The sequence below is a fragment of the Megasphaera sp. ASD88 genome, assembly GCF_002287425.1.
Taxonomy (GTDB): Bacteria; Bacillota; Negativicutes; order Veillonellales; family Megasphaeraceae; genus Megasphaera; species Megasphaera stantonii.
The window spans coordinates 103549-124775 of sequence record NZ_NQXW01000004.1; the positions used below are offsets into that span (position 1 = coordinate 103549).

At 51.7% G+C, this 21227-nt stretch carries 22 protein-coding genes; 15 read left to right on the top strand and 7 right to left on the bottom strand.

Annotated elements, in window-relative coordinates; genetic code table 11:
- From CJ260_RS04400 to CJ260_RS04440, 9 genes are all read left to right on the top strand, one after another.
- Complete coding sequence (locus tag CJ260_RS04400) at positions 1 to 909, top strand: hypothetical protein (protein ID WP_095629316.1); 909 nt, start codon at positions 1 to 3, stop codon at positions 907 to 909.
- Positions 910 to 918: 9 nt separating this feature from the next.
- Positions 919 to 1248 carry a hypothetical protein gene (locus CJ260_RS04405; RefSeq protein WP_095629317.1) on the top strand — a complete coding sequence of 110 codons (330 nt, stop codon included), beginning with the start codon at positions 919 to 921 and terminating at the stop codon, positions 1246 to 1248.
- A gap of 62 nt (positions 1249 to 1310) precedes the next feature.
- The gene (locus tag CJ260_RS04410; RefSeq protein ID WP_095629318.1) at positions 1311 to 1814 is read left to right on the top strand and encodes a hypothetical protein; all 504 of its coding nucleotides are present in this window, start codon (positions 1311 to 1313) and stop codon (positions 1812 to 1814) included.
- Between the two features lie 180 nt (positions 1815 to 1994).
- Positions 1995 to 2786 carry an amino acid ABC transporter substrate-binding protein gene (locus tag CJ260_RS04415; protein WP_087477939.1) on the top strand — a complete coding sequence of 264 codons (792 nt, stop codon included), beginning with the start codon at positions 1995 to 1997 and terminating at the stop codon, positions 2784 to 2786.
- 12 nt (positions 2787 to 2798) lie between these two features.
- Positions 2799 to 3596: an amino acid ABC transporter substrate-binding protein gene (locus tag CJ260_RS04420; RefSeq protein WP_095629319.1), complete on the top strand. Its 798-nt coding sequence runs from the start codon at positions 2799 to 2801 to the stop codon at positions 3594 to 3596.
- Positions 3597 to 3710: 114 nt separating this feature from the next.
- Positions 3711 to 4361: an amino acid ABC transporter permease gene (locus tag CJ260_RS04425; protein WP_087477941.1), complete on the top strand. Its 651-nt coding sequence runs from the start codon at positions 3711 to 3713 to the stop codon at positions 4359 to 4361.
- 16 nt (positions 4362 to 4377) lie between these two features.
- Complete coding sequence (locus CJ260_RS04430) at positions 4378 to 5145, top strand: amino acid ABC transporter ATP-binding protein (RefSeq protein ID WP_095629320.1); 768 nt, start codon at positions 4378 to 4380, stop codon at positions 5143 to 5145.
- Between the two features lie 517 nt (positions 5146 to 5662).
- Positions 5663 to 9484 (top strand): autotransporter outer membrane beta-barrel domain-containing protein, encoded by a 3822-nt coding sequence (locus tag CJ260_RS04435; RefSeq protein ID WP_095629321.1) that lies wholly within the window; start codon positions 5663 to 5665, stop codon positions 9482 to 9484.
- Between the two features lie 6 nt (positions 9485 to 9490).
- A complete protein-coding gene (locus tag CJ260_RS04440) occupies positions 9491 to 9901 on the top strand; it encodes a hypothetical protein (RefSeq protein ID WP_095629322.1) in 411 nt (136 codons plus the stop codon).
- Positions 9902 to 10679: 778 nt separating this feature from the next.
- Here the strand turns inward: CJ260_RS04440 and CJ260_RS04445 are convergent.
- The 5 genes from CJ260_RS04445 to CJ260_RS04465 all read right to left on the bottom strand — a co-directional run bounded on the left by CJ260_RS04445 (position 10680) and on the right by CJ260_RS04465 (position 16204).
- Complete coding sequence (locus tag CJ260_RS04445; protein WP_095629323.1) at positions 10680 to 11987, bottom strand: MFS transporter; 1308 nt, start codon at positions 11985 to 11987, stop codon at positions 10680 to 10682.
- Positions 11988 to 12420: 433 nt separating this feature from the next.
- Complete coding sequence (locus tag CJ260_RS04450; RefSeq protein WP_095629324.1) at positions 12421 to 13638, bottom strand: ABC transporter permease; 1218 nt, start codon at positions 13636 to 13638, stop codon at positions 12421 to 12423.
- Positions 13628 to 14332 (bottom strand): ABC transporter ATP-binding protein, encoded by a 705-nt coding sequence (locus tag CJ260_RS04455; protein ID WP_095629325.1) that lies wholly within the window; start codon positions 14330 to 14332, stop codon positions 13628 to 13630. The genes CJ260_RS04450 and CJ260_RS04455 overlap by 11 nt, the downstream gene beginning before the upstream one ends.
- A 22-nt stretch (positions 14333 to 14354) precedes the next feature.
- Complete coding sequence (locus CJ260_RS04460; protein WP_087477949.1) at positions 14355 to 15488, bottom strand: efflux RND transporter periplasmic adaptor subunit; 1134 nt, start codon at positions 15486 to 15488, stop codon at positions 14355 to 14357.
- Positions 15489 to 15796: 308 nt separating this feature from the next.
- Positions 15797 to 16204 carry a DUF4440 domain-containing protein gene (locus CJ260_RS04465; protein ID WP_095629326.1) on the bottom strand — a complete coding sequence of 136 codons (408 nt, stop codon included), beginning with the start codon at positions 16202 to 16204 and terminating at the stop codon, positions 15797 to 15799.
- 258 nt (positions 16205 to 16462) lie between these two features.
- Here CJ260_RS04465 and CJ260_RS04470 point away from each other — a divergent pair, with 258 nt between their 5' ends.
- The 3 genes from CJ260_RS04470 to CJ260_RS04480 all read left to right on the top strand — a co-directional run bounded on the left by CJ260_RS04470 (position 16463) and on the right by CJ260_RS04480 (position 18186).
- Positions 16463 to 16675: a hypothetical protein gene (locus tag CJ260_RS04470; RefSeq protein ID WP_095629327.1), complete on the top strand. Its 213-nt coding sequence runs from the start codon at positions 16463 to 16465 to the stop codon at positions 16673 to 16675.
- Positions 16676 to 17209: 534 nt separating this feature from the next.
- The gene (locus tag CJ260_RS04475) at positions 17210 to 17656 is read left to right on the top strand and encodes a MarR family winged helix-turn-helix transcriptional regulator (protein WP_087477952.1); all 447 of its coding nucleotides are present in this window, start codon (positions 17210 to 17212) and stop codon (positions 17654 to 17656) included.
- A gap of 32 nt (positions 17657 to 17688) precedes the next feature.
- Entirely contained in the window at positions 17689 to 18186 is a 498-nt protein-coding gene (locus tag CJ260_RS04480) for a GNAT family N-acetyltransferase (protein WP_233127894.1), read from the top strand.
- Between the two features lie 43 nt (positions 18187 to 18229).
- On the opposite strand, the gene CJ260_RS04485 is transcribed toward CJ260_RS04480, so the two are convergent.
- The gene (locus CJ260_RS04485) at positions 18230 to 18787 is read right to left on the bottom strand and encodes a flavodoxin family protein (protein WP_087477954.1); all 558 of its coding nucleotides are present in this window, start codon (positions 18785 to 18787) and stop codon (positions 18230 to 18232) included.
- Between the two features lie 103 nt (positions 18788 to 18890).
- Here CJ260_RS04485 and CJ260_RS04490 point away from each other — a divergent pair, with 103 nt between their 5' ends.
- On the top strand, positions 18891 to 19244 hold the full coding sequence (locus CJ260_RS04490) for a helix-turn-helix domain-containing protein (RefSeq protein ID WP_095629329.1): 354 nt from the start codon (positions 18891 to 18893) through the stop codon (positions 19242 to 19244).
- 43 nt (positions 19245 to 19287) lie between these two features.
- On the opposite strand, the gene CJ260_RS04495 is transcribed toward CJ260_RS04490, so the two are convergent.
- Entirely contained in the window at positions 19288 to 19614 is a 327-nt protein-coding gene (locus CJ260_RS04495) for a helix-turn-helix domain-containing protein (RefSeq protein ID WP_087477956.1), read from the bottom strand.
- A 147-nt stretch (positions 19615 to 19761) separates the two neighbouring features.
- Here CJ260_RS04495 and CJ260_RS04500 point away from each other — a divergent pair, with 147 nt between their 5' ends.
- Positions 19762 to 20163: a pyridoxamine 5'-phosphate oxidase family protein gene (locus CJ260_RS04500; protein ID WP_095629330.1), complete on the top strand. Its 402-nt coding sequence runs from the start codon at positions 19762 to 19764 to the stop codon at positions 20161 to 20163.
- A gap of 184 nt (positions 20164 to 20347) precedes the next feature.
- Positions 20348 to 21220, top strand: coding sequence for an NAD(P)-dependent oxidoreductase (locus CJ260_RS04505; protein ID WP_233127895.1), 873 nt, complete (start codon positions 20348 to 20350; stop codon positions 21218 to 21220).
- Positions 21221 to 21227: the final 7 nt, after the last annotated feature.

Consider the following 21227-nt stretch of genomic DNA (forward strand, 5'->3'; position numbering starts at 1 on the left):
ATGAACACGAAACGAGTTCTCTTAGCCTTCGTTGTCGGCATTGCCGTCCAGGCAGGCGTATATTTATATTTGGACAGGGTGCTCTTTGCGCCGGCTTCGGATTTCCAGATCGCCGGCACGAACCAGCAGGAAGCCCTGGGCTTCGGCGTAGAGCCGAACGGCCAGTCCTATTATTCCTTTGACAAGCGGTTTATGGCGACTATTGTCGACGACCAGGTGTCGATTTACGAAGCCGGTAAGAAGGGCGAGCCGCAGCGCATCAACCTGCACGGCAAGAAGGTATCCTTCTTCGAATGGCTGCCGGACCGCAATCTGGCTATCTTCGCTACTTACGGCTACGATAACGAGACGGGCAATTACGAAGTCCACATCGCCCAGTACGACCCGGTATATCCCGAACGGGAGCTGGACACGCCCATCGAAGATGCGCCGGAAGACAGCAAGATCGTCGACGTAGCCTACTCGACGGCGACGAACGTCGTATACATGAAGCTGGAAGTGGCTCCCGAACGGTACCGCATCTACCGTACCGACGCCAACTACGACACGCGGCGCATCCACGTCCAGGCTGAAAACATCGGCCGCATCGCCGTATTCTACGACGAAGACATCTTCTTCTATGATAACCTGCGCACCGGCGTCGTCTACATGTTCGAAGGGGCGACGAGCAGCTGGCGGGAAATCTCGCCGGTCGGCAATTACCGCCTCGTCGGCATCGACGGCCAGGATATTTACGTCGCCGAGCTGAACCGCGACGACAAGGTCATTGCGGCGTACCGCGGCCGCCTGCGTCAGGGCTTCACGAAGATAGCGACATACAAAACGCCGGAAGACTTTTCCAAGCTGACCCTTAACAGCATGCTGGAAGCGTCGGATAAGATGGAAAGCGCCGGCGATACAAACAAGTAAGGTGATACGATGGCAAAGCATAAAATCCCCAAGAACCGGTCTCTCGAAGACATGTTCAAGGGCGTAAAAGAAGAAATAACCTTTGAAACGGCCGATTGGGACGACGAACCGGCGGCAAAGCCCCGCGTCGTTCAGAAACCGGCGAAAAAGCAGACGGCGTCGGATTTCCGCAAGCAGTTCTTCACGGACGACTTGCAGGAAAAGGTCGGCTCCCTGCTGCTGGAAATCAAGATGGCCTATTATAAAGACGGCGTCGGAGATATTTCCCTGGAAGTCGTCAAGGACGGCCGCAACGTCGTCATCAAGACGGGGCCGAAGACAAGTAAAAAGACTCGCTGAGTTTGTATTGGGGGACGCTGGGCGTTCCCCTTTTTTCATGAAGCCGCCCGGCAGGAGGGACTATGGTTACGAGAGAAGACATGATGCGCCGCTATCCGAACTGCGGCGTCATCGAAGAAGAATTTGAAAACTCCAAATGGTTTTCCGTATTCATGCAGCTCGTCTTCACCTTGGTCGGCATGTATTTCTTCTGGCTCATGCTCGGTGAAGCGACGCTGGCGGCACGCCTGGACAACATCGCCGTCCTGCTGTTCTGCCTGTGGCGCATCCACAGACAGCGCGACGTCGTCTGCTTCGTCACCGACAAGGGCCTCATCGTGCGCCGCCAGTTCATGTCTCTCCGGGAATTTTGCGACGAGCAGATTCACGAAGAGCGCAGCTTCGTCTTCCTCCCTTACAAGGACATCTTCCTCATCGCCGACAACTGGCAGGAAATCGAGCTGGGCAAGGCCGAAGAAGGGGGTATCGCCGTGCTGCCGGTCCACATGCAGTTCTTGTCCAGGAAAAACAAGCAGCGCATCATCGACCGCATTAAGGAATGGCAGGAGACGCACGACGAATCATAGGGCCCAAGAAGAGAAAGACGAGCGTAAAAAAGAGATTTGAAGAGGATAAGAGCAAAATAAAGGGGATTCATGAAAAAATTCCATCATTTTGAATAGCGAAAACTCTTTATTATTTTAACGAAATAAAGTAAAATAAGGACTGTATTTAGAACTGTGTAAGATATGAAGGGGAGATTCAAGATGATGTGGAAACGGTTGGCAGTCGTAGGGGCGGCTGCACTTGTAGCAATGAATATAGTCGGCTGCGGCAGCGAGGGGTCTAAGGATAGCGCCGCAGCGGAACGAAATAAAATCGTCATCGGGCTGGATGACAACTTCCCGCCCTTCGGCTTTCACGACGAAAAAGGCGAGCTCGTAGGCTTCGACATCGACATGGCGAAGGAAGCGGCGAAGCGCCTGGGCATGGAAGTCGAATTCAAGTCCGTCGACTGGGACAGCAAGGAAACGGAGCTGACGAGCAAGCGCATCGACGCTATCTGGAACGGCTTGTCCATCACGCCGGAACGGGAAAAGAACATTCTCTTCTCCCGGCCCTATCAGAATGGCCCGCAGATCCTGTTAGTCCGCGGCGATTCGCCTATTCAGGGCAAGGCCGACCTGGCCGGCAAGATCGTCGGCACCCAGCAGAGCAGCACGGGCCTCGAAGCGATCAACGCTGAGCCGGAGCTGCGCGATTCCTTTAAGGAACTGAAGCAGTATTCGGACAACGTCACGTCCTTCATGGATTTGGAAGTCGGCCGCATCGACGCCGTAGTCGTAGCCTTGACGACGGCAGCATACTTCAAGCAGCAGAACAACGCCGATTTCCGCATTATCGACGTAGGTTATCCCAGCATTCCCTGCGGCGTCGGCATGCGCAAGGACGATACGGAGCTGAAGGCAAAGCTGGACAAGGTATTGGAAGACATGCACAACGACGGCACGTCTAAGAAGATTTCGGAAAAATGGTTTGGCATGGACGTATCCATGTAGGAGGTATGGAAAATGGACGTAAAGAAATTAGCGGCTATAGGAATGCTGACCGCAGCGGCGGCGACGATGCTGGCCGGCTGCGGCGGTGAAGAAAAAGCGGCAGATAAGCTGCCCGATAAAATCGTCATCGGTCTCGACGACAATTTCCCGCCTATGGGCTTCCGCGACGACAGCGGTAACATCGTGGGCTTTGACATCGATTTGGCTACGGAAGCGGGCAAGCGCATGGGCATTCCCGTCGAATTCAAGCCTATCGACTGGGACAGCAAGGAAGCGGCCTTGAAGAGCAAGCAGGTTGACATGCTCTGGAACGGTTTGACCATTACGGAAGACCGGGCTAAGCAGATTGCCTTCTCCAAGCCGTATCTGGACAACGCTCAGATCCTCGTCGTCCGGGCCGATTCGCCCATTGCCGACCGGGCGGGCCTGTCGGGCAAGATCATCGGTACCCAGGAAGGCAGCAGCTCGATTGACGCCTTGGAAAAACAGCCGGAATTTAAAAACTCTCTTCAGGAAGTCAAACGGTACGGCGATTTCGTCGCCGCCTTCATGGATTTGGAACTGGAACGCATCGACGGCATCCTCGTGGACAGCGTCGTAGGCCGCTACTACATGAGCAAGAAGCCGGGACAGTTCAAGGTCATCGACAACAAGATGGGCGACGAACAGTACGGCATCGGCATGCGCCAGGAAGACAAGATGCTTCAGGATAAGCTCAACGAAACCTTGAAGCAGATGAGCGCCGACGGCACCATGACCAAGATTTCCCAGAAATGGTTCGGCGAAGACATTACGATCAAAGTAGAATAATCACGAAGGGCCCAGCAGGTGATAGCATGCAGAGGGCGAGGGGCGGCAGCTCCGCGTTTTCTGCGCCTATCACCTTATGTGCGTCTTTACGGCCCTTATAAGCGAGGAGACACTATGGATTACTTATTGAATATTGTCCCGGCCATTGCCGGCGGGTTGGAAATCACCCTGCAGATTTTTGTTATTACCATCGTACTGAGCCTGCCCCTTGGCATCCTCATGTCTATTGCCCGCATTTCGCGCATTATGCCCCTGCGGAAATTCATGGGCGCCTATATTTACGTCATGCGCGGCACGCCGCTCATGCTCCAGATCTTATTCATTTATTACGGCCTGCCCTTTATCATCGAAGGCCTGCGCCTGCCTGATTTCCCGGCGGCCATCATCGCCTTCGTATTCAACTACGCGGCGTACTTTGCGGAAATCTTCCGCGGCGGCATCCAGTCTATCGACAAGGGTCAGTACGAAGGGGCCAAGGTTCTCGGCATGACCTACGTTCAGACTATGCGGCGCATTATCCTGCCTCAGGTCGTCAAGCGCGTCCTGCCGCCGGTGGCTAACGAAACGATCAACCTCCTGAAGGATACGTCCCTGGTCTACATCCTGGCCATGAACGACATCCTGCGCATTACGCGCTCCATCGTACAGCGCGACTTCGACACGACGGCCTTCGTCGTCGCCGCCGTGTTCTACCTGTTCTTTACCTTTATTCTGACAAAGGTATTCACCTATCTGGAAAAACGCTACGCCGTGTACGACGAATAAAGGAGGAAACGACACGATGAGTTTTATTGAAATGGATCATATACGCAAGCAATTTGGCAATCTGGAGGTCTTGAAGGACGTGACGCTCCACGTCGACGAAGGCGAAGTCGTCTCGATCATCGGCCCGTCGGGCAGCGGCAAGAGTACCTTCCTGCGCTGCCTGTGCCAGCTCGAAACCATCGACGGCGGCACGATTACCGTCGACGGCGACGTCATGGTCAGCCAGCCCGAAGGCAGCCGCCGCTCCGTCTACGCCCCGCCGGCTCAGGTGCGGGCCATCTGCCGCCGCATGGGCATGTGCTTCCAGCACTTCAATCTCTTTCCCCATATGACCGTCCTCGACAACATCCTCGAAGCGCCGCGCATCGTCAAGGGCATGAAGACCGAAGACATCATGCCGACGGCGGAAGAACTGCTGAAAAAGGTCGGCCTGTGGGATAAACGGGACGAATATCCGTCGCGCCTGTCCGGTGGCCAGCAGCAGCGCGTAGCCATCGCCCGGGCCTTGGCCATGAATCCGGACATCATGCTGTTCGACGAACCGACATCGGCTCTCGACCCGGAACTGACAGGCGAAGTCCTGCGGACCATCAAGCAGCTGGCCGACGAAGAAATGACCATGATCATCGTCACCCACGAAATGGCCTTCGCTAAGGAAGTCGCCGACCGGGTCATCTTCATGGCCGACGGCCTCATCCAGGAAGAAGGCACGCCACAGCAAGTCTTCGAAAACCCGCAAAACGAACGAACCCAAAGCTTCCTGAAATCCATGCTGCGGTTCTGATAGAAACGAAACTAAAAACCGGCAAGTGCGAACGAGCATTTGCCGGTTTTTGTGATATATGCGGTGCATTTTTCAGTATGCGGACGACACGATGTGTCGGTGGGGAAAATTTTTTACCGGATATGGCGTATTTTTTTATTGCGTACACCCCGATAAATATAGTAAAATCATGATATACAAGAATAAACAGTAACAGAATGGGGGGGGGGGGGTGAACGAATATGAGACCTGTCCGGTTCCGTAGGCAGGAATGCCAAACAGCTGCACATCATACCAATCGGTATAATTATGTGAAATCATATACGGGGGAGGGGGTACGGTTCATATAATAGATATGACCTGAAAACGCAGGGAATTTCTGCCCTGCTGCATATAGCATATCCATACAGGCAGAGCGCAAGTTCTGTCCTTTTGTCGTGCCATTTTCCCGAAGCATACCCCTTGTCATACGGAGGACAGCTGCGTATGTAAATAGGTTTTTAGGTATGCAATAGCATTTAGCTAAGGAGGAATAGGTATGAAGGGAACAGGATTACGACGAGCGGTGTTATTAGGCTTGGCTATGAGTTTGACTGTAGGAACTGTTGGATATGCCGAAAGTATTTATGAAGGTTCTTTAATTGCTGATACAGGAGATATTATTTATGGTGGTGAGGATTCGACAGATAATTATATTATTACAGCTGACGAAGAGCATTCTGCTATTGAATTGAGTGATAAGAAATATGGTGTGTCTGTTACGACCCAAGGCGATATTACGTTAAATAATAGCAGTGGGTACGGGATTTCTACTACAGGAACCGAATCTCAAGGGTATGTTACCTTAACAGGTAATGATATTTCTATTACTGGTTCGGGTATTTTATTAGATTATGCCAATAATAATGGTTACGGAAACGATGAAAAAGCTGTATATGCTGATATTAATGCTTCTGGAAATTTTGTAATTGGTAAAGACGGCGACGGAAATATTGCAACGTCTGGATTGCAAGTAGATACATACGGAGGAACAATTGATGTCAATGCTGGAAAGGGAATTTTAATTGACGTTGAAGGTTCATTATTAGTTGGTGCATCAGAATCAGGTCATGTTAATATGACAGCTAATGAAGATATTATTCTTGATGCAAATAGCAGCAGCTTTTTAGTTCAAGGATATATTCAAAATATGAATATGCAAAATCAAGAATCTGAAGACGGAGAGCTTATCGGGATCAATGGTCTTCGTACATCAGATATAACAATAGAAAGAACGGGTACAGTAAAACTTTCAGCGACAGACACAAGCCAATCTAGCTATATGAATGTAGGGATATTTGCAACGGGCACTAGAAAAGGGCAGATGCCTCCGGTTACCAGTGATAATCCTGCTGATGCTCCTTATATTGATGAGGATGGATATCGTATGTCAGATGATAATATCACTACCATAACAGGCAATATTGTAGATATTTTAATTACAAACAAAAATGGTATGGCTGTTGGTATTTTAGCTCAGAAATCAGATAAAGTATATGTCAATTTAAATAGTACAGAAGGTATTAATTTTATTACTACGTCTGAGCAAGGGATTGGAGCTGTGGGACTTGACGTAGCTGATGGAAATATTAATTTTACAACGACAAATGGTAGTAATATTATAAAAGGAATTGTTAATAATGAAAATGGGCAGGGCATTGGTATTCAAGTAGAAAATAATGAATCTTATGGATATACTTATCAAAATCGCATTACTATGCAAAGCGGATTAAATAACACCGTATACGGTACGAGTACGGCTGTATATAATACAGGCAGCGATAGTATTGTCAAAGCAATCGCTGAAAATGGTGGCAACAATTTGTTTTCGGATAAGGCAATTGCCGTACAAGCTGTTGATAAATCTCAAACATACTTGACGGCTACTAAAGGCCTGAATATGGTACAGACTAAGAATGTAGAAGCGAATGCTATTAATGCCGACAACAGCACGGTAGGATTAACTGGTTATCGAAATGTGATTGTAAATGGTGAATATAACAAAAATACTTACGGACAGGGTGTTGCCGTATTGGCAGCCAATGAAGCTGACGTCAGTGCGATAGCAACAGGTTTAAATGATATTCAAGGCGCTGTACAATCTGCAACGATGGCCAATGTTACTGTTACAGGCGACAGCAATCATATCCGTTCGGCGGCTGTTGTGAAAGACGAATCTGATGTAGATGGCTTTCATACAGATCATATTACATCAGCAGTATATGCGAAAGACGGTGGAAATATTACTATTACAAGTACTGCAAATCAAAGTATTATTGAAACGGCAACTAATGTATCTCAAAATGTCGATACGGATATCGCTAAAGAACGAACTGTCTGGGCAGAAAATGGTACGATTGCAATTAACGGATTAACGGCTATCCAGGCGTCTAATGGTTCTATTGACGATACGAACAGTGTCGGTATTGCCTTAGTAGCTGGAGCGAGCCGTGTAGAGGGCAATCCGGAAGAAGAAACGAAACCGTTCAGCGGCGTGATTAACGCCAACTTAGCTGACGGCAGTTATATTTACGGCGATATGCTGGCTGGCAATGGCGGGTTGCTGAATGTTTATAAGGGAGCTGGTTCCGAAATTACGACGTTTTCCAACGAAGGACAAGCAATCCAAAATGCAATGATTCAAGGGAATGCTTTATCTGGTAACGGCGGCGAGCTGAACTTGAAGCTCGGAGCAGGCACACAATGGGATGGCCGAGCCGACGATTACCAAGATGCGGACAGCGATACGTGGAAAAATGGACATACGGATATTTTTACGCCGGAATTCAGTAATAACGTTGAAAGTTCTGGGAATGTCAACATCGAGTTAGACGGCGCAAAATGGCATGTAACTGGTCAAAGTTGGGTAACAAACCTGAGCGGCAATAACGGTACGGTAGATTTGACGAATGGTACGTCGACGCACGCCCTCCATGTCGGTAACTTAACGGGCAGTCATAATTTCGTTGTCAACCTTGATAAGGAGCATTTTCTTAGCGATATGCTGTATATCCATGATGTAGGGACAGGCGAGGGCGATACGAATACGTATGTACAGCACGTTATCATTAACAATATCGAAGGCATCGACCAGATTGCCGACGGAGAAAAACTGCGTTTTGCCACGGTATTGCCGGGGATTGATAATCTCTACTTTACTGGTGAATATGACGGCGAAACGATTGCAAATGATGGAATAGCTGCAAGAGCTAACATGGTTATGATGCGGGATCGCGGCGTTATGAATAACGCATTCTTGATTAAAAACGAAGCATATAATCAGGAGGACGCTGAAAATCAGGGATATAACGGCGATAATTTTAACGAAGTAAAACCAGGCGATGCATATATTGATGCGAATTACGGCGATAACGGTACAAACTGGTATTTGCAGCGTACGAAGTCGGCTGATCAGACGTCTGACGCCGGCAAGACCGTCGTAGCTATGTCGCGAATTAACTACTCCAACGCTATCTATATGGACCGTCTGAACAAGCGCATGGGGGAAGCTCGCTACATCGACGGCGACGAAGGGCTTTGGGTTCGTATGCGTCATGACCGTATCGGCAAGTCCGACGCTTTCCGCAGTATGAACACCATGATGGAATTAGGCTACGATACGCGGGTGAACGACCGCGAGGACGGCGAACACCGGCAGGGCGTGGCGATCGACTACATGCGCGGCACGGCGGACTACAAGAATGTAGCCGGTGAAGGCGACGTACGCCGCGGCGGCATCTGGCTCTACGACACGTGGCTGGGCAATAAAGGCCATTACACGGACTACGTCTTGAAGTTTGGCAGACTGTCCAACGATTTCGAGCTGTACACGAGAACTCTCGGTGAAAAAGTCACCGGCGATTACAGCAACTTCGTCTATTCGGCCAGTGCCGAATACGGCCGCAAGAAAGACCTGGGCAATAACTGGTACATCGAACCCCAGGCTCAGATCCAGTACGCTCACGTCACCGATGCTGACTACACGACGAGCCAGGATACGCACGTCCAGCTCGACGCCATCGACAGCTTGATTGGCCGCGTCGGCTTCCGCCTCGGTAAGGACGTCGGCGAAAAGAGCACCTTCTACATCAAGGCCGACGTGCTCCATGAATTCCTCGGCGATCAGGACATTGAAGCCCGCGACGCCACAGGCCTCCTCAGCACGACCTATGAAAACGAAGGCACGTGGTATGACATCGGCCTCGGCTTCTCCCACCAGTTCAGCAAGGGCACCTATATGTACCTGGACATGGAAAAATCCATCGGCAACGACAATGAAGACACGTACCAGTTCAACTTTGGCATGAACTGGAAGGTCTAAGGAGCAGTGGAACGGGAAGCGAAATGCCCGGTCTGCGGCAAGGTCTTTACGGCGCACCGCGCGACGGAGCGGTACTGCAGTGCGTCCTGCCGGCGCTACGCCTACCGCCATCGGGACGAAGCGCCGCCGTCTCAGCGAGCCGGAGGAAAGGTGCTGCGCTCCTTCCGCTGCATCCGCTGCGGCAAGTGGGTCGTCGTGACGCAAGGGGCGGATAAGCGGAGAAAATTCTGCTCGCCCCATTGCGAGCGGCTGTACTGGAAGCATTCCAAAAACGTGGAGTCCCAGCCCGTGCAGCACGCCTTCCGATGCCGGAACTGCGGCGTTTTTGTGGAAATACGGGACGCCAAGGACAGGCGGACGGCATTCTGCAGCGCCGACTGCCGCAAGCAATGGTTTTCCTTGCATAGAAACAGATAATATACGACGAGAGCCGGAACATCTATGCGATGCCCGGCTCTTTCTATTTATGAAATATACTTGACGCTGGGAGCGTCATCCAGTACAATAAAGGTGAAAAAACAAGGTGCTGCACCGACAAACGGTTAGCCCCTCTAATTAACGAACAAAGATAGCCGCCAAGTAGAAGTGGAGCTCTAGTGGGCGGCTATTTTTGTTTATGCGATATAAGATAGAACAATACTATCAGTAACACTAAAGTGGCATTGATAGAATCCATACGCATCACCCCGCTTCCGGGGCGCAATTACCGCCTGCCGTTTGGTGTACGCAGCACCTCTTGGGATAGCGTACAGGAAAGCGTGCAGTGTGTCAAGAGATAGACGAATCATATGTTTGCTGAATCAGCATATGCCTTGACGGCTCGGAAGGGGTATGCTATGATGAACATGAAAACGAGGTGCTGCACCGACAAACGGTTAGCCCCAAATATTTTATGGCAACAAAAATAGTCGCAACAGTTGGGCGCTGGCGGCTATTTTTGTTTGTGCGAAATGAGATAGAACAATACTATCAGTAAGACGAAGGTAGCATTGATAGAATCCATACGCATCACCCCGCTTCCGGGGCACGATTACCGCCTGCCGTTTGGTGTACGCAGCACCTCTTGGTATAGTGTACAAGATGGACTGCACCGTGTCAATGAAAGATAGACCGTATGTTTGCTAAATTGATATACAATACGCACGAATAAAAGGAGCCTCTGCTAAAGAGACTCCTTTTTTGCTGTGTACAGATATTATTCGTTCGGCGTCAGGGCCTTGCCCGGTTTGACGAAGATCCAGGCGACGATGGCTACGATGCCGAAGAGAGATGTGGCGATGAAGGCGTCGTTCCAGCCGTAGTTGGTGACGAAGTAGGCCGTGACGATGGGGGCGAGGACGCCGCCGATGTTGCCCCAGAGGTTCATCCAGCCCGATACGGAGCCGGTGTATTTGCCGCCCAGGGAGATAACCGTGGCCCAGCTGGCGCTCATGGAGAAGCCTAATGCGCCGAGGGAGACGGTCATCCAGAAGATGTTCATTTCGGCACTCGGCGTATGTGCGGCGACGTACAGGCCGATAGAGGTGACGGCGACGCCGGCCATAGCCGTGAAGGTACGCATGGTGTACTGCCGTTCGCTGTTTTTGCCGTTGGCCATTTTATCAGAAATATAGCCGGCGACGAAGACCATGGCCATGAGGGCGATCCACGGGAAAGAAGCCCAGACGCCCATAGCTTTCAGGGACAGGTTGTGCACTTCCGTCAGGTACAGGGGTAGCCAGGCCAGGAAGACGTACATGATGTAGTCGACGACCATGAATTGAATGCCGACGGCCCAGAACTGGGACGAGCGGAGGAACTTGCTCCACGGGGCGACGCTCTTCTTTTCGCTGGCAGCGGCGCGGCCTTCGGTGATGTGAGCGTATTCGGCTTCGTTGACGTAGGGGCTGTGGGCTGGGTTGTCGTGGGCGTATTTGTGCCATACCCAGGCTAAGACGATGCCGACGAGGCCGAAGATGATGAATACGGCGTGCCAGCCCATGGCTGCCATGAGGGCGACTGTAATAGCCGGGCCGACGACGGGGCCGAAGAAGGTGCCCATGAGGATGGACGAGCTGGCCTTGCCCTTTTCACGGGTGTTGAACCAGCTGAAGGTCGCTGCTCCCAAGGCCGGGAAGACCGGGCCTTCGCCCATGCCGAAGAGCAGGCGGACGGCGGCGAAGCTGACCTTGCCTTTGGCAAAGGCCGTCAGAGCCGTGAAGATAGACCACCAGAGGATGGCAAGGGCGCCGGTGCGGCGCAGGCCCAGCTTTTCGGCGAGCATGCCGCCGGGTACCTGCATGAGGGCGTAGCCTGCGAAGAAACACGTCTGAATGAAGCCCATATCAATTTTGGTAAAACCGAATTCTTGCATGATGACAGGTGTCGCTACGGATAAATTGACGCGGTCCATATAGGCTACGAAGCTGATTAAAAAGATAAGAAAGGCGATTTTCCAGCGGAAATTCGTCCTTGCCGGCGCAGCTGCCGCGGCAGGTTGTTGTCTTTCCATTGCATTTTCCATACGATACTCCCCCTTGATAGATCATTTCCTCAAACTGCCATGGATACGAAAAGCCCCTGCCGTCTCGACGATGGAGACGACAGGGGCGAAGGCTCGCGGTACCACCCTGCTTTATCACTTAGGGCCCGAAGGCTGTCCTTAACGCTGACATACGGCTGCGCCTCCCGTGCGGAACGCTCGGCGCGGCAGCTCGCAGGCGATGTCGAAGCAGGTCTGTTTCTGGTCCGGCTCTCACCGCTGCCGGATTCTCTGTAGGAAAGGGAAACCTGTTCTTTACCTGGTCATGGCCTGTATAGGCTCCGCATATATGCGGGGCGTTTTGAGGTGTTGAACTTATTATCCATGGATACAGGCCGTTTGTCAAGAGGATTTTTTAGGATTGAAATGGGTTAAACGTTATAATATTCGAGTTAAACGTTAAAATTTTTAAGTTTTATTCGTAGCGCAGGGCTTCGATGGGGTCGAGGCGAGCCGCTTTGCGGGCCGGGTAAATGCCGAAGAACAGGCCGATGCCGACGGAAAAGCCAAAGGAAATGATGATAGGAGCGGCTGTGATGACCGTCGTAAACAGGCCGAGCTCGGCGATGCCTAGGGCCAGGCCGACGCCGCAGGCGACGCCTAAGAGGCCGCCGATGACGCCGATGACGACGGATTCGATGAGAAACTGCATCATGATGTTGCGGAAGGTCGCGCCCAAGGCCTTGCGGATGCCGATTTCCCGCGTCCGTTCCGTGACGGATACCATCATGATGTTCATGATGCCGATGCCGCCGACGATGAGGGAAATGGCGGCAATGCTGCCGAGGAACAAGGTGAGCATCGTCGTCGTGTCGTTCATCGTTTCCATCAGGCTGGTCAGGTTGCGGACGGTGAAGTCGTCTTCCTTATCGCCGACGATGTGGTGACGCTGGCGGAGAAGGGCTTCGACCTGGCCCTGTACGTATTCGATGCGGTCGGCGCTCGACACCTGAATGTTGATGGAGCGGATGTACGTAATGCCCATGAGGCGTTCCTGCGCCGTCGTCAGGGGGATGATGACGATGTCGTCCTGGTCGCTGCCCATGGACGACTGGCCCTTGCTTTCGAGGACGCCGACGACCTTATAGGGCTGGCCGTTGATGCGGATGTTCTTGCCGACGGGGTTCTGGGCGTCGAAGAGGTTGGAGGCGACGGTCGTGCCGATGACGGCGATGCGGTTGCGAGAGTTGACGTCGGCCTGGGTGATGAAGGAGCCCGTTGATACGGACAGGTCGCGGATCTGCAGGTATTCCGGCGTAACGCCGTAGACCGACGAGTTCCAGTTCTGGTTGCCGTTGACGATTTGGTACGAGCTGTTGACCGTCGGCGAGACGTAGTCGATGTTCTTGATCTTTTTCTTAATGGCTTCAGCGTCTTCCAGTTTCAGGCGCTGGCTGGAGCCGGCGGCCGAGCGGACGCCGCCCTGGTTAGTCGAACCCGGCGTGACGATGAGCATGTTGCTGCCCAGGCTGGCGATGGAATCGGTGACGTTCTGGCGGACGCCCATGCCGATGGAAATCATGGCGATGACGGCGCCGACGCCGATGATGATGCCCAGCATGGTGAGGATGGAGCGGAGCTTATTGGACAGGAGGGCCGTAATGGCGATCTGCACGCTTTCTTTAAACAACATCCATGACGACCCCCTTTCCTTCGTCCCGCGTAATCAGGCCGTCGCACATGAGGAGCTGGCGGCTGGCGCAGGCGGCGATTTCCGGCTCGTGGGTGACGAGGATGACCGTCTTATGGTCTTCATGGAGGGATTCGAAAATCGCCATGATTTCCTTCGTAGACTTCGTGTCGAGGTTCCCTGTCGGTTCGTCGGCCATGATGATGCGCGGCTCGTTGACCAGTGCCCTGGCAATAGCTACGCGCTGGCGCTGGCCGCCGGACAGCTCGTTGGGCTTGTGATGGGCCCAGGTACCGAGCCCTACGGCTTCGAGCTTTTTCATAGCCCGCTGGGTCCGTTCCTTGTGGCCGACGCCGGCGTAGACCAAAGGCAAGGCGACGTTTTCCAAGGCCGTAATGCGCGATAAGAGGTTGAAGTTCTGGAAGACGAAGCCGATGCGCTGGTTCCGCGTGACGGCCAGCTCGTCGTCGCTCAGGTGGGCCACTTCCTTGCCGCTGAGCTTGTACGACCCTTCCGTAGGCCTGTCGAGGCAGCCGAGGATATTCATGAGCGTCGATTTCCCCGAGCCGGACGGGCCCATGAGGGCGGCGAATTCGCCTTCCTTGATGGTTAGGGTAATGCCGGCCAGAGCAGCGAAGTCCTCTCCGCCGATATGATATATTTTTTTAATATCTTTTAATTCGATTACGTTTTCCATAGGTTTCTCCCTTGCGAGGATGCTACATGCGAGGCGGCGGTCCTTGACGCTGGTTTTTATTCTGGGAGCTCGTCGCCTTGGCGGCCGTGTAGGTAATGGAAATCTTATCGCCTACGTCGAGGCCCGACAGGATTTCTACGAATTCATCGCTGTAAATGCCTGTCGTAACCGGTACCTGTTCGGTATGGCCGGCGCTGTTGACGCGCAGGACATAGGAGCCCTTGTCATTGGTCTTGAGGGCCGCGATGGGGACGACCATGGCGTTTTCCTTTTCCGACGTATTGATGTCTACGCGGGCCGTCATGCCGATGCGCAGCTCGTCGTTCGGGTCGTCTACGTCAAGGGTGACGTAGTAATAAATGACGCTGCCCGACGAAGACGAGGACGATGTGGTGCTGGATGTGCCCGTCGTGTTCCACGTATTGCTCGTGTCGGTCTGGGAAATCTTCGATACGCGGGCTGTAAAGGTCTTGTCCATATAGGTGTCGACGGTGAAGGTCGCCGTCTGGCCTACCTGGATCTGGCCGATATCCGTTTCGTCGATTTTGGCTAAAATCTGCTTCTGCGACGTGTCGGCAATGTACATGATGACCGTCGGGTTGTTGTTGCCCTGTACGGCCATGGTGCCGACGCTCTTCGGTTCGCCGACGACGATGCCGTCCATCGGGGCGGTGATGACCGTTTCAGCTACGTCTGATTCGGCTTCATTGAGCTGGCTGACAGCCGTATCGTAGTTGAATTCGGCGTTGTCCAAGGCCTGCTTCGTATCGGCTCCGACTGCATACAGCTCCTTGGCACGGTTATATTCTCGCAGCGTATTGGTAACGCGGAACTGGGCCTGGTCGCGCTGGGCCTGATAGTCCTTTCCGTCGAGGATAGCGACAGTTTGGCCGGCTGTGACATGGTCATTTTCTTTGACCAGTATCTGACTGATACGGGCCGTGATCTTCGGCGATACTTCAACGGAATTAACCGGCTTGATCGTACCTGTCGCCGAGACTGTAGACTTCAAGTTCATGCGGACGACTTTTGCCGTTTCTACTGCCGCGGCCTGAGCTTCGGCCTGCTTGGTCTGATAGTATTGGTAGCCGCCGAACGCGCAGGCTGCGATGACGACGGCGGCGACAGCCATTTTTACCTTCTTGTTGATATTCATAGTAAATCTCCCCTGCGAATTCATTTTCTTGCTTATACAAAGTATATCATGACAGTAAAGAAAATAAGAGGCAAAATGACGATTTTAGTCGAAACTGTAACAATTCGCCTAAAATTGTAGGGAAATTGCTATAAAAAAAGGGGAATTTGCCAAGAGACGGCGGCTGCAAAGGAGGCGCTGCTTTTAGATTTGCATTGACAATGTATATCAATATAAACCTGTTATTCTAAGACGTAAAAAACGAAGCAATGCGCCTGTTGGATAAGAAACACACCGCCCTGAGATAGGACGGCGTCGGTTGCTGGAAATCATGGTTCCGGCAAGGGCGAGTAGTGGATGTGGACGATTTTCCAGCCTTCGTCCTCACGGACTAAGACCTGCGATTCCCGTCTCTGCGTATGGACGACGGAGCCGTCTTTGCGGGCTGTAGCATAGAAATCCCATTCGAATTCCAGGACGGCCGTGTCGCCGTACTGGGCGCAGCGCAGGTTCTTAGGGACTAACTCGCGTTTAGAAAAACGGGCGTCCATCGTGTCCAGGTAAAAATGCTGCGCGACCTCGGAAAAGGAATGGTCGCAGCCTGACGGGTGAATAAAGAATATGGCGCCGTCCTGCTTCCAAAGGGATTTGGCCAAGTCGATATCGCAGGTATCCACAGAACGGGCATAGGTTTGGACGAATGTTTCCATAGCTTGTGTAAACGTAGTATTTTCCATGACGATTCCTCCTTATAAACAGCATTGTCGTTATGAGAACATTATACTAGACGTGGCGGCGTTGGCAATGAATCGGAGATAGCATTCTGAATGGACAAATGACTCGTGATTATAGATAAAAGATGGGATATACTATTCTATAAAAGAATTGATAAATGATAAAAATAATTCTATAAAAGCATTGACTAACGGCGAGATTTGATTTATAGTATGGTCAGCAGGCGAGATAAACTGGCAAGGCCTGCAGGGAGGGATGCTATGATGAAGAGATTTTCTTTTGACCAGATGATCAATGTCATGGTACCGCTGCCGTTCAGCGGAGAAGCAAACGGCGAAGGCATTTACTGCCGCGGAGAAGATTTAGCTGCCTCTATCGGAGCGCAGCCTGTGCGCGACGGAGAAACGGTTCGCCAGATGGAAAGCCGTCAGTTTGATTTGACCGGCGTCTTTTGCCAGTACTGCTTCAACTAATTATGCTGCTTGTCCATACCATTTTTATCACATAAATCTTTCTATACTCTCTTTCGCGCCCTCGCCTCGTGCGGGGGCGTCTCCTTTTACGGAATCCCCGGCGGCTGCCGGCCTTATGCCTGCTGTCCGCCGGGGTTCTTTCTTAGTCGTCTATGTCGATGCGTTCGCTTTTGAAGATAACCGGCCGCGTGTTGTCGCTGCATCAGGTAATTCTTATCTTCTCGTCATAACCTGCCGCGTATGATAGAGCCGCCCTGCAAGGCTGCGCAGGCGCAGCGGCTGACGCAGTCCCACGCTTCGGGACAGAAGTTGCCGTCCATCATGTGTCAGAAATCGTCGCGCTCGCCGTTTTGTTCTAACACAAAGGTGTCGCCGCCCTTAAAGCAGGGGCAGGGCGCGGAGTTTCGGTACAGGCTATGGCGGCAAGGAACACGAAGGGGCAGTATCTCCGTATTGACAAACGGGCCAGAGTATACTATACTGCATTTTAGTTGAAATTTCAATCAAAAAAAAAAACAAAAAGGAGGCTTGCCGATGGAATCGCTGGAGTGCGACTTGCTGCGCCATATTGGGACGCTGAGCCGGTGCATCCATTCGATTATGGATGAGAAATTCAAAGCCTACGGATTTCAGCGGGGACAATTTATTTTCTTTACCCGCATCTGCGAAACGCCGGGCCTGACGCTGACCGACCTGACGCTGCAGTGCGCCGTCGACAAGGCGACGACGACCAAGGCTGTCGATAAGCTGGCCGCCGCCGGCTATGTGGAAAAACGGCGCGACAGCCGGGATGGCCGGGCATGGAACGTATACCCTGCGGAAAAGGGACTGGCTATATACGATGCGTTTATTGCCGAAGAAAACCGGCAGGCCGCGGCCTGTCTGGCCGGACTGAGCGATGAAGACAAGGCGGCGGCTCTGCGGCTGGCCGCCGTCATGAGCCGGAACGCCGCCGACGAGTGGAACCGGATGAAACGATAAGAAGGAAGACGGATGGAATGATTACATTTCGCATGGCAACGACAGCAGATATACAGGGAAGCATGGCCTTAATAGATCAGGCTAAGGCCTTTTTGAAGAACAAGGGCGTCGACCAGTGGCAGGACGGCTATCCGGAAGAACAGGATATTGCCGGCGATATTGCTGCGGAAAAGGGCTATGTCCTGACCGACGGCGACGATATGATCGCCTATTGCTGCATTGATTTCGGCGGCGAACCAGCTTATGAGGGCTTAAAAGGTCAATGGCTGGCCGACGGGCCGTACGTCGTCATTCACCGTATGGCCGTCAGCGACGCCTATAAAGGGAAAGGATTGGCAAAGCGTCTTTTTGCTGAAGCCGAAGCGATGGCAGCGGCCAAGGGCGTATATTCCGTCCGCGTGGATACAGATGAAGACAACGCGATTATGCGGGGCATTATTGCTGCGATGGGATTTACATACTGTGGGACGATTTGGTTTGCGAACAGCACGAAGATTGCTTTTCAAAAGGTGTTGCCGACGACAATATAGGAAATATGCAAACGGGCTGCCTAGGGGCAGCCCGTTTATACTATTACAGGGATTTTCCTAATTCTCTTGCTTCTTGGAGTTGTGCCGGCTTGTCGATGATGTCACCGGCAGCCATATTGCCGCCAGCGTAGACGATGCCGAGATTATTCCAGCCTAAATGATGGAGCAGGCCTTCATAAGCTGCTTTGACGGGAGCAAAATTATCTTCTGTATCGCCTTCGGCTGCCATAAGGAGAATGCAATCCTTTATAGGATTGGCATAGTTCGGATTTAATTCGGCGACGGCAAACAGGCGGTCAAAAGCACATTTTAGCTGGCCGCTGAATCCCCAGTAATACATGGGTGAAGCGAGGACAAGGATGTCGGCTGCGATATATGCAGGATAAATCTTGGACATGTCATCTTGCTGTACACAGGGATTGGCTGTGTCTGTACCGCCTCGGCAGCAGCCTAGACAGCCGTGGATATTCATGGTTTGCAAATCAAAACAGACGACGTCACAGCCAGCTTCTTTGGCGCCGTCTGTAAAGTGCTTAATGAGTTCTTTCGTATTGCCGTTTGCGCGAGGGCTTCCATTTAATATACAGATTTTTTTTTGCATTATAAAACGCCTCCTTTATTTGTATGGTATAATTATAGCAATATATATAGATAGAATGAAGTACGCACAAATATGTTAGATACTAACTAAAAGGAGAGCGTATATGATTGTAAATTATATAGAAAAAGCTAATTTTGAAGATACGGGGTTCAGCTATACGTTGTCGTTGATCAGCGGCAAATACAAAATGGTAATCTTATATTGCCTCATGGAATTCCATGTTGTCCGATACAATGAATTAAAACGATATATCAAGACAATTTCTCATAAAACACTGAGCAATGCATTGAAGGAACTCGAAAAGGACGGCCTTATCATTCGTACAGAATACCCCCAGATACCGCCGAAAGTTGAATATCGCCTGTCGAATACAGGCCTGTCGCTAATGAATATTTTAGATCAGCTTTGCATTTGGGGAGACGCTCATAAAACCAAGACGGAAAAGGCAGACGTGTAACGGGCCGGTCAGATGCGCTGCGCGGCGTATGGCAGCTTTGGTCTTAGCGATGCAGTGTTTTGTAGTATTCGCCCCATTCAGCCATCGCTTTTAAAATAGGGCTCAGGCTTCGACCTAAATCGGTCAGGCTGTATTCGACGCGAGGCGGTACCTCTGCATATACTTTTCGGCTGACCAGACCTTTTGCTTCCATGTCGCGGAGCTGAGCTGTCAAGACTTTTTGTGACACGGAGCCAATGGATTTTTTTAGTTCGCCGAAACGCTTGGTTCCGGGCAAGAGGTCACGAAGGATGAGAACTTTCCATTTGTCGCCGATCAGCATAAGCGTCGTTTCGACAGGGCAGGCTGGCAGTTGTTTTATCGGTTCCATAAAAAGGCCTCCTATTCCATAGTTTCTATTAGGTAACTACAGCACAAAAAAGTGCTTACTTTACAATATATCTCTATGGAATTATTATAATCTTGCAAGCGGAAAGTTGCAATTTTTAAGATGTGCATAGGCAGGAGGTCTTTTACGATGAAGAAAGTCATTGCGTTTTTACAGGAAAACCCCGTACAGTATTTAGCGACTATTGGCCGCGACGGTAAGGCGAAATGCCGTCCCTTTATGTTTGCCGGCGAGATGGACGGAAAGCTGTGGTTCTGCACGAACAGCACAAAGGACGTGTACAAGGATATGCAGGTCAACCCCTATGTGGAGCTGTCCGTTTCCAGCCCGTCGTATGCTTGGATTCGCCTGAGCGGCAAGGCTGTCTTTGAAAACAACATGGCGGCGAAGGACATGTGCATGGCAAATCCCATCGTCAAGGGCCAGTACGGCGACGCGTCCAATCCGATTTTCGAAGTCTTTTATTTAGCCGAAGCCCGTGCAGTCATCGCCGATTTTTCCGGCAATCCGCCTCAGGAATATTCTCTGTAAGAGATGGCGGCATGAGGTATCTATGTCTTATAAAATATAATACTTTGTTATAATATAACCGGCTCGCAGCAGGAGATTCTGTCCTTCCTTCGGGCCGGTTTTGTCTGGGAAAATGGGTGCAGTTATACAATAGAACTCTCCAAATAGGGTATAATAGAACTATCTTTATACTCAGGAGGGATAGATGATGAAGACGATAGGATTTATTGGCGTAGGGATTATGGGCAAGCCCATGGCCCGGAACTTGATGAAGCGGGGATTTTCCTTGAGGGTGTTTGCCCGGATGGAAGCAAAGGCGGCGGATCTCGTCGCCGAAGGGGCTGTATTCTGCCCGACTATCGGCCAGTGCGTGCAGGGCTGCGACGCCGTCATTACGATGGTCGGCTTTCCCAAGGACGTAGAGGAAGTCTATTTCGGCGCAGGTAATATTTTTGATAGCGCCGCATCGGGGACGTATCTCATCGACATGACGACGACGAGCCCGACCCTGGCCGAAAGGATATACGCTGAAGGGAAGAAACGAGGCTTTCCTGTCCTCGACGCGCCTGTCACCGGCGGCGATACAGGTGCCATCAACGGTACCTTGTCTATCTTAGCCGGCGGCGACGAAGATGATTTCAAGTCTTGCCGGCCCTTGTTTGAAGCTATGGGAACGAACATCAATTATCAGGGAAAAGCCGGCAGCGGGCAGCACGCTAAGATGGCCAATCAGATTATGATTGCCGGCGCCTTGTCGGGTGTGTGCGAGGCCTTGGCTTATGCGAAGGCCAAGGGACTCGACCTGGACGTGTTCCTGCGCTCCGTCGCGACGGGAGCTGCCGGCAGCGCCCAGCTCAACGCCTTCGGCGGAAAAATCGTCTGCGGCGACTATCGTCCGGGATTTTACATCAAGCATTTCATCAAGGATATGACTCTGGCAAAGAGCGAAGCCGAAGGGGAGGGACTTCATCTGGATATGCTGAGTCAGGTCCTGGCGAATTATGAAGCCTTGGCGGCGGAAGACGGGGCGAACGGCGAGCTGGGAACACAGGGCTTAATCAAGTATTATCAGAAATAAAGGGGGA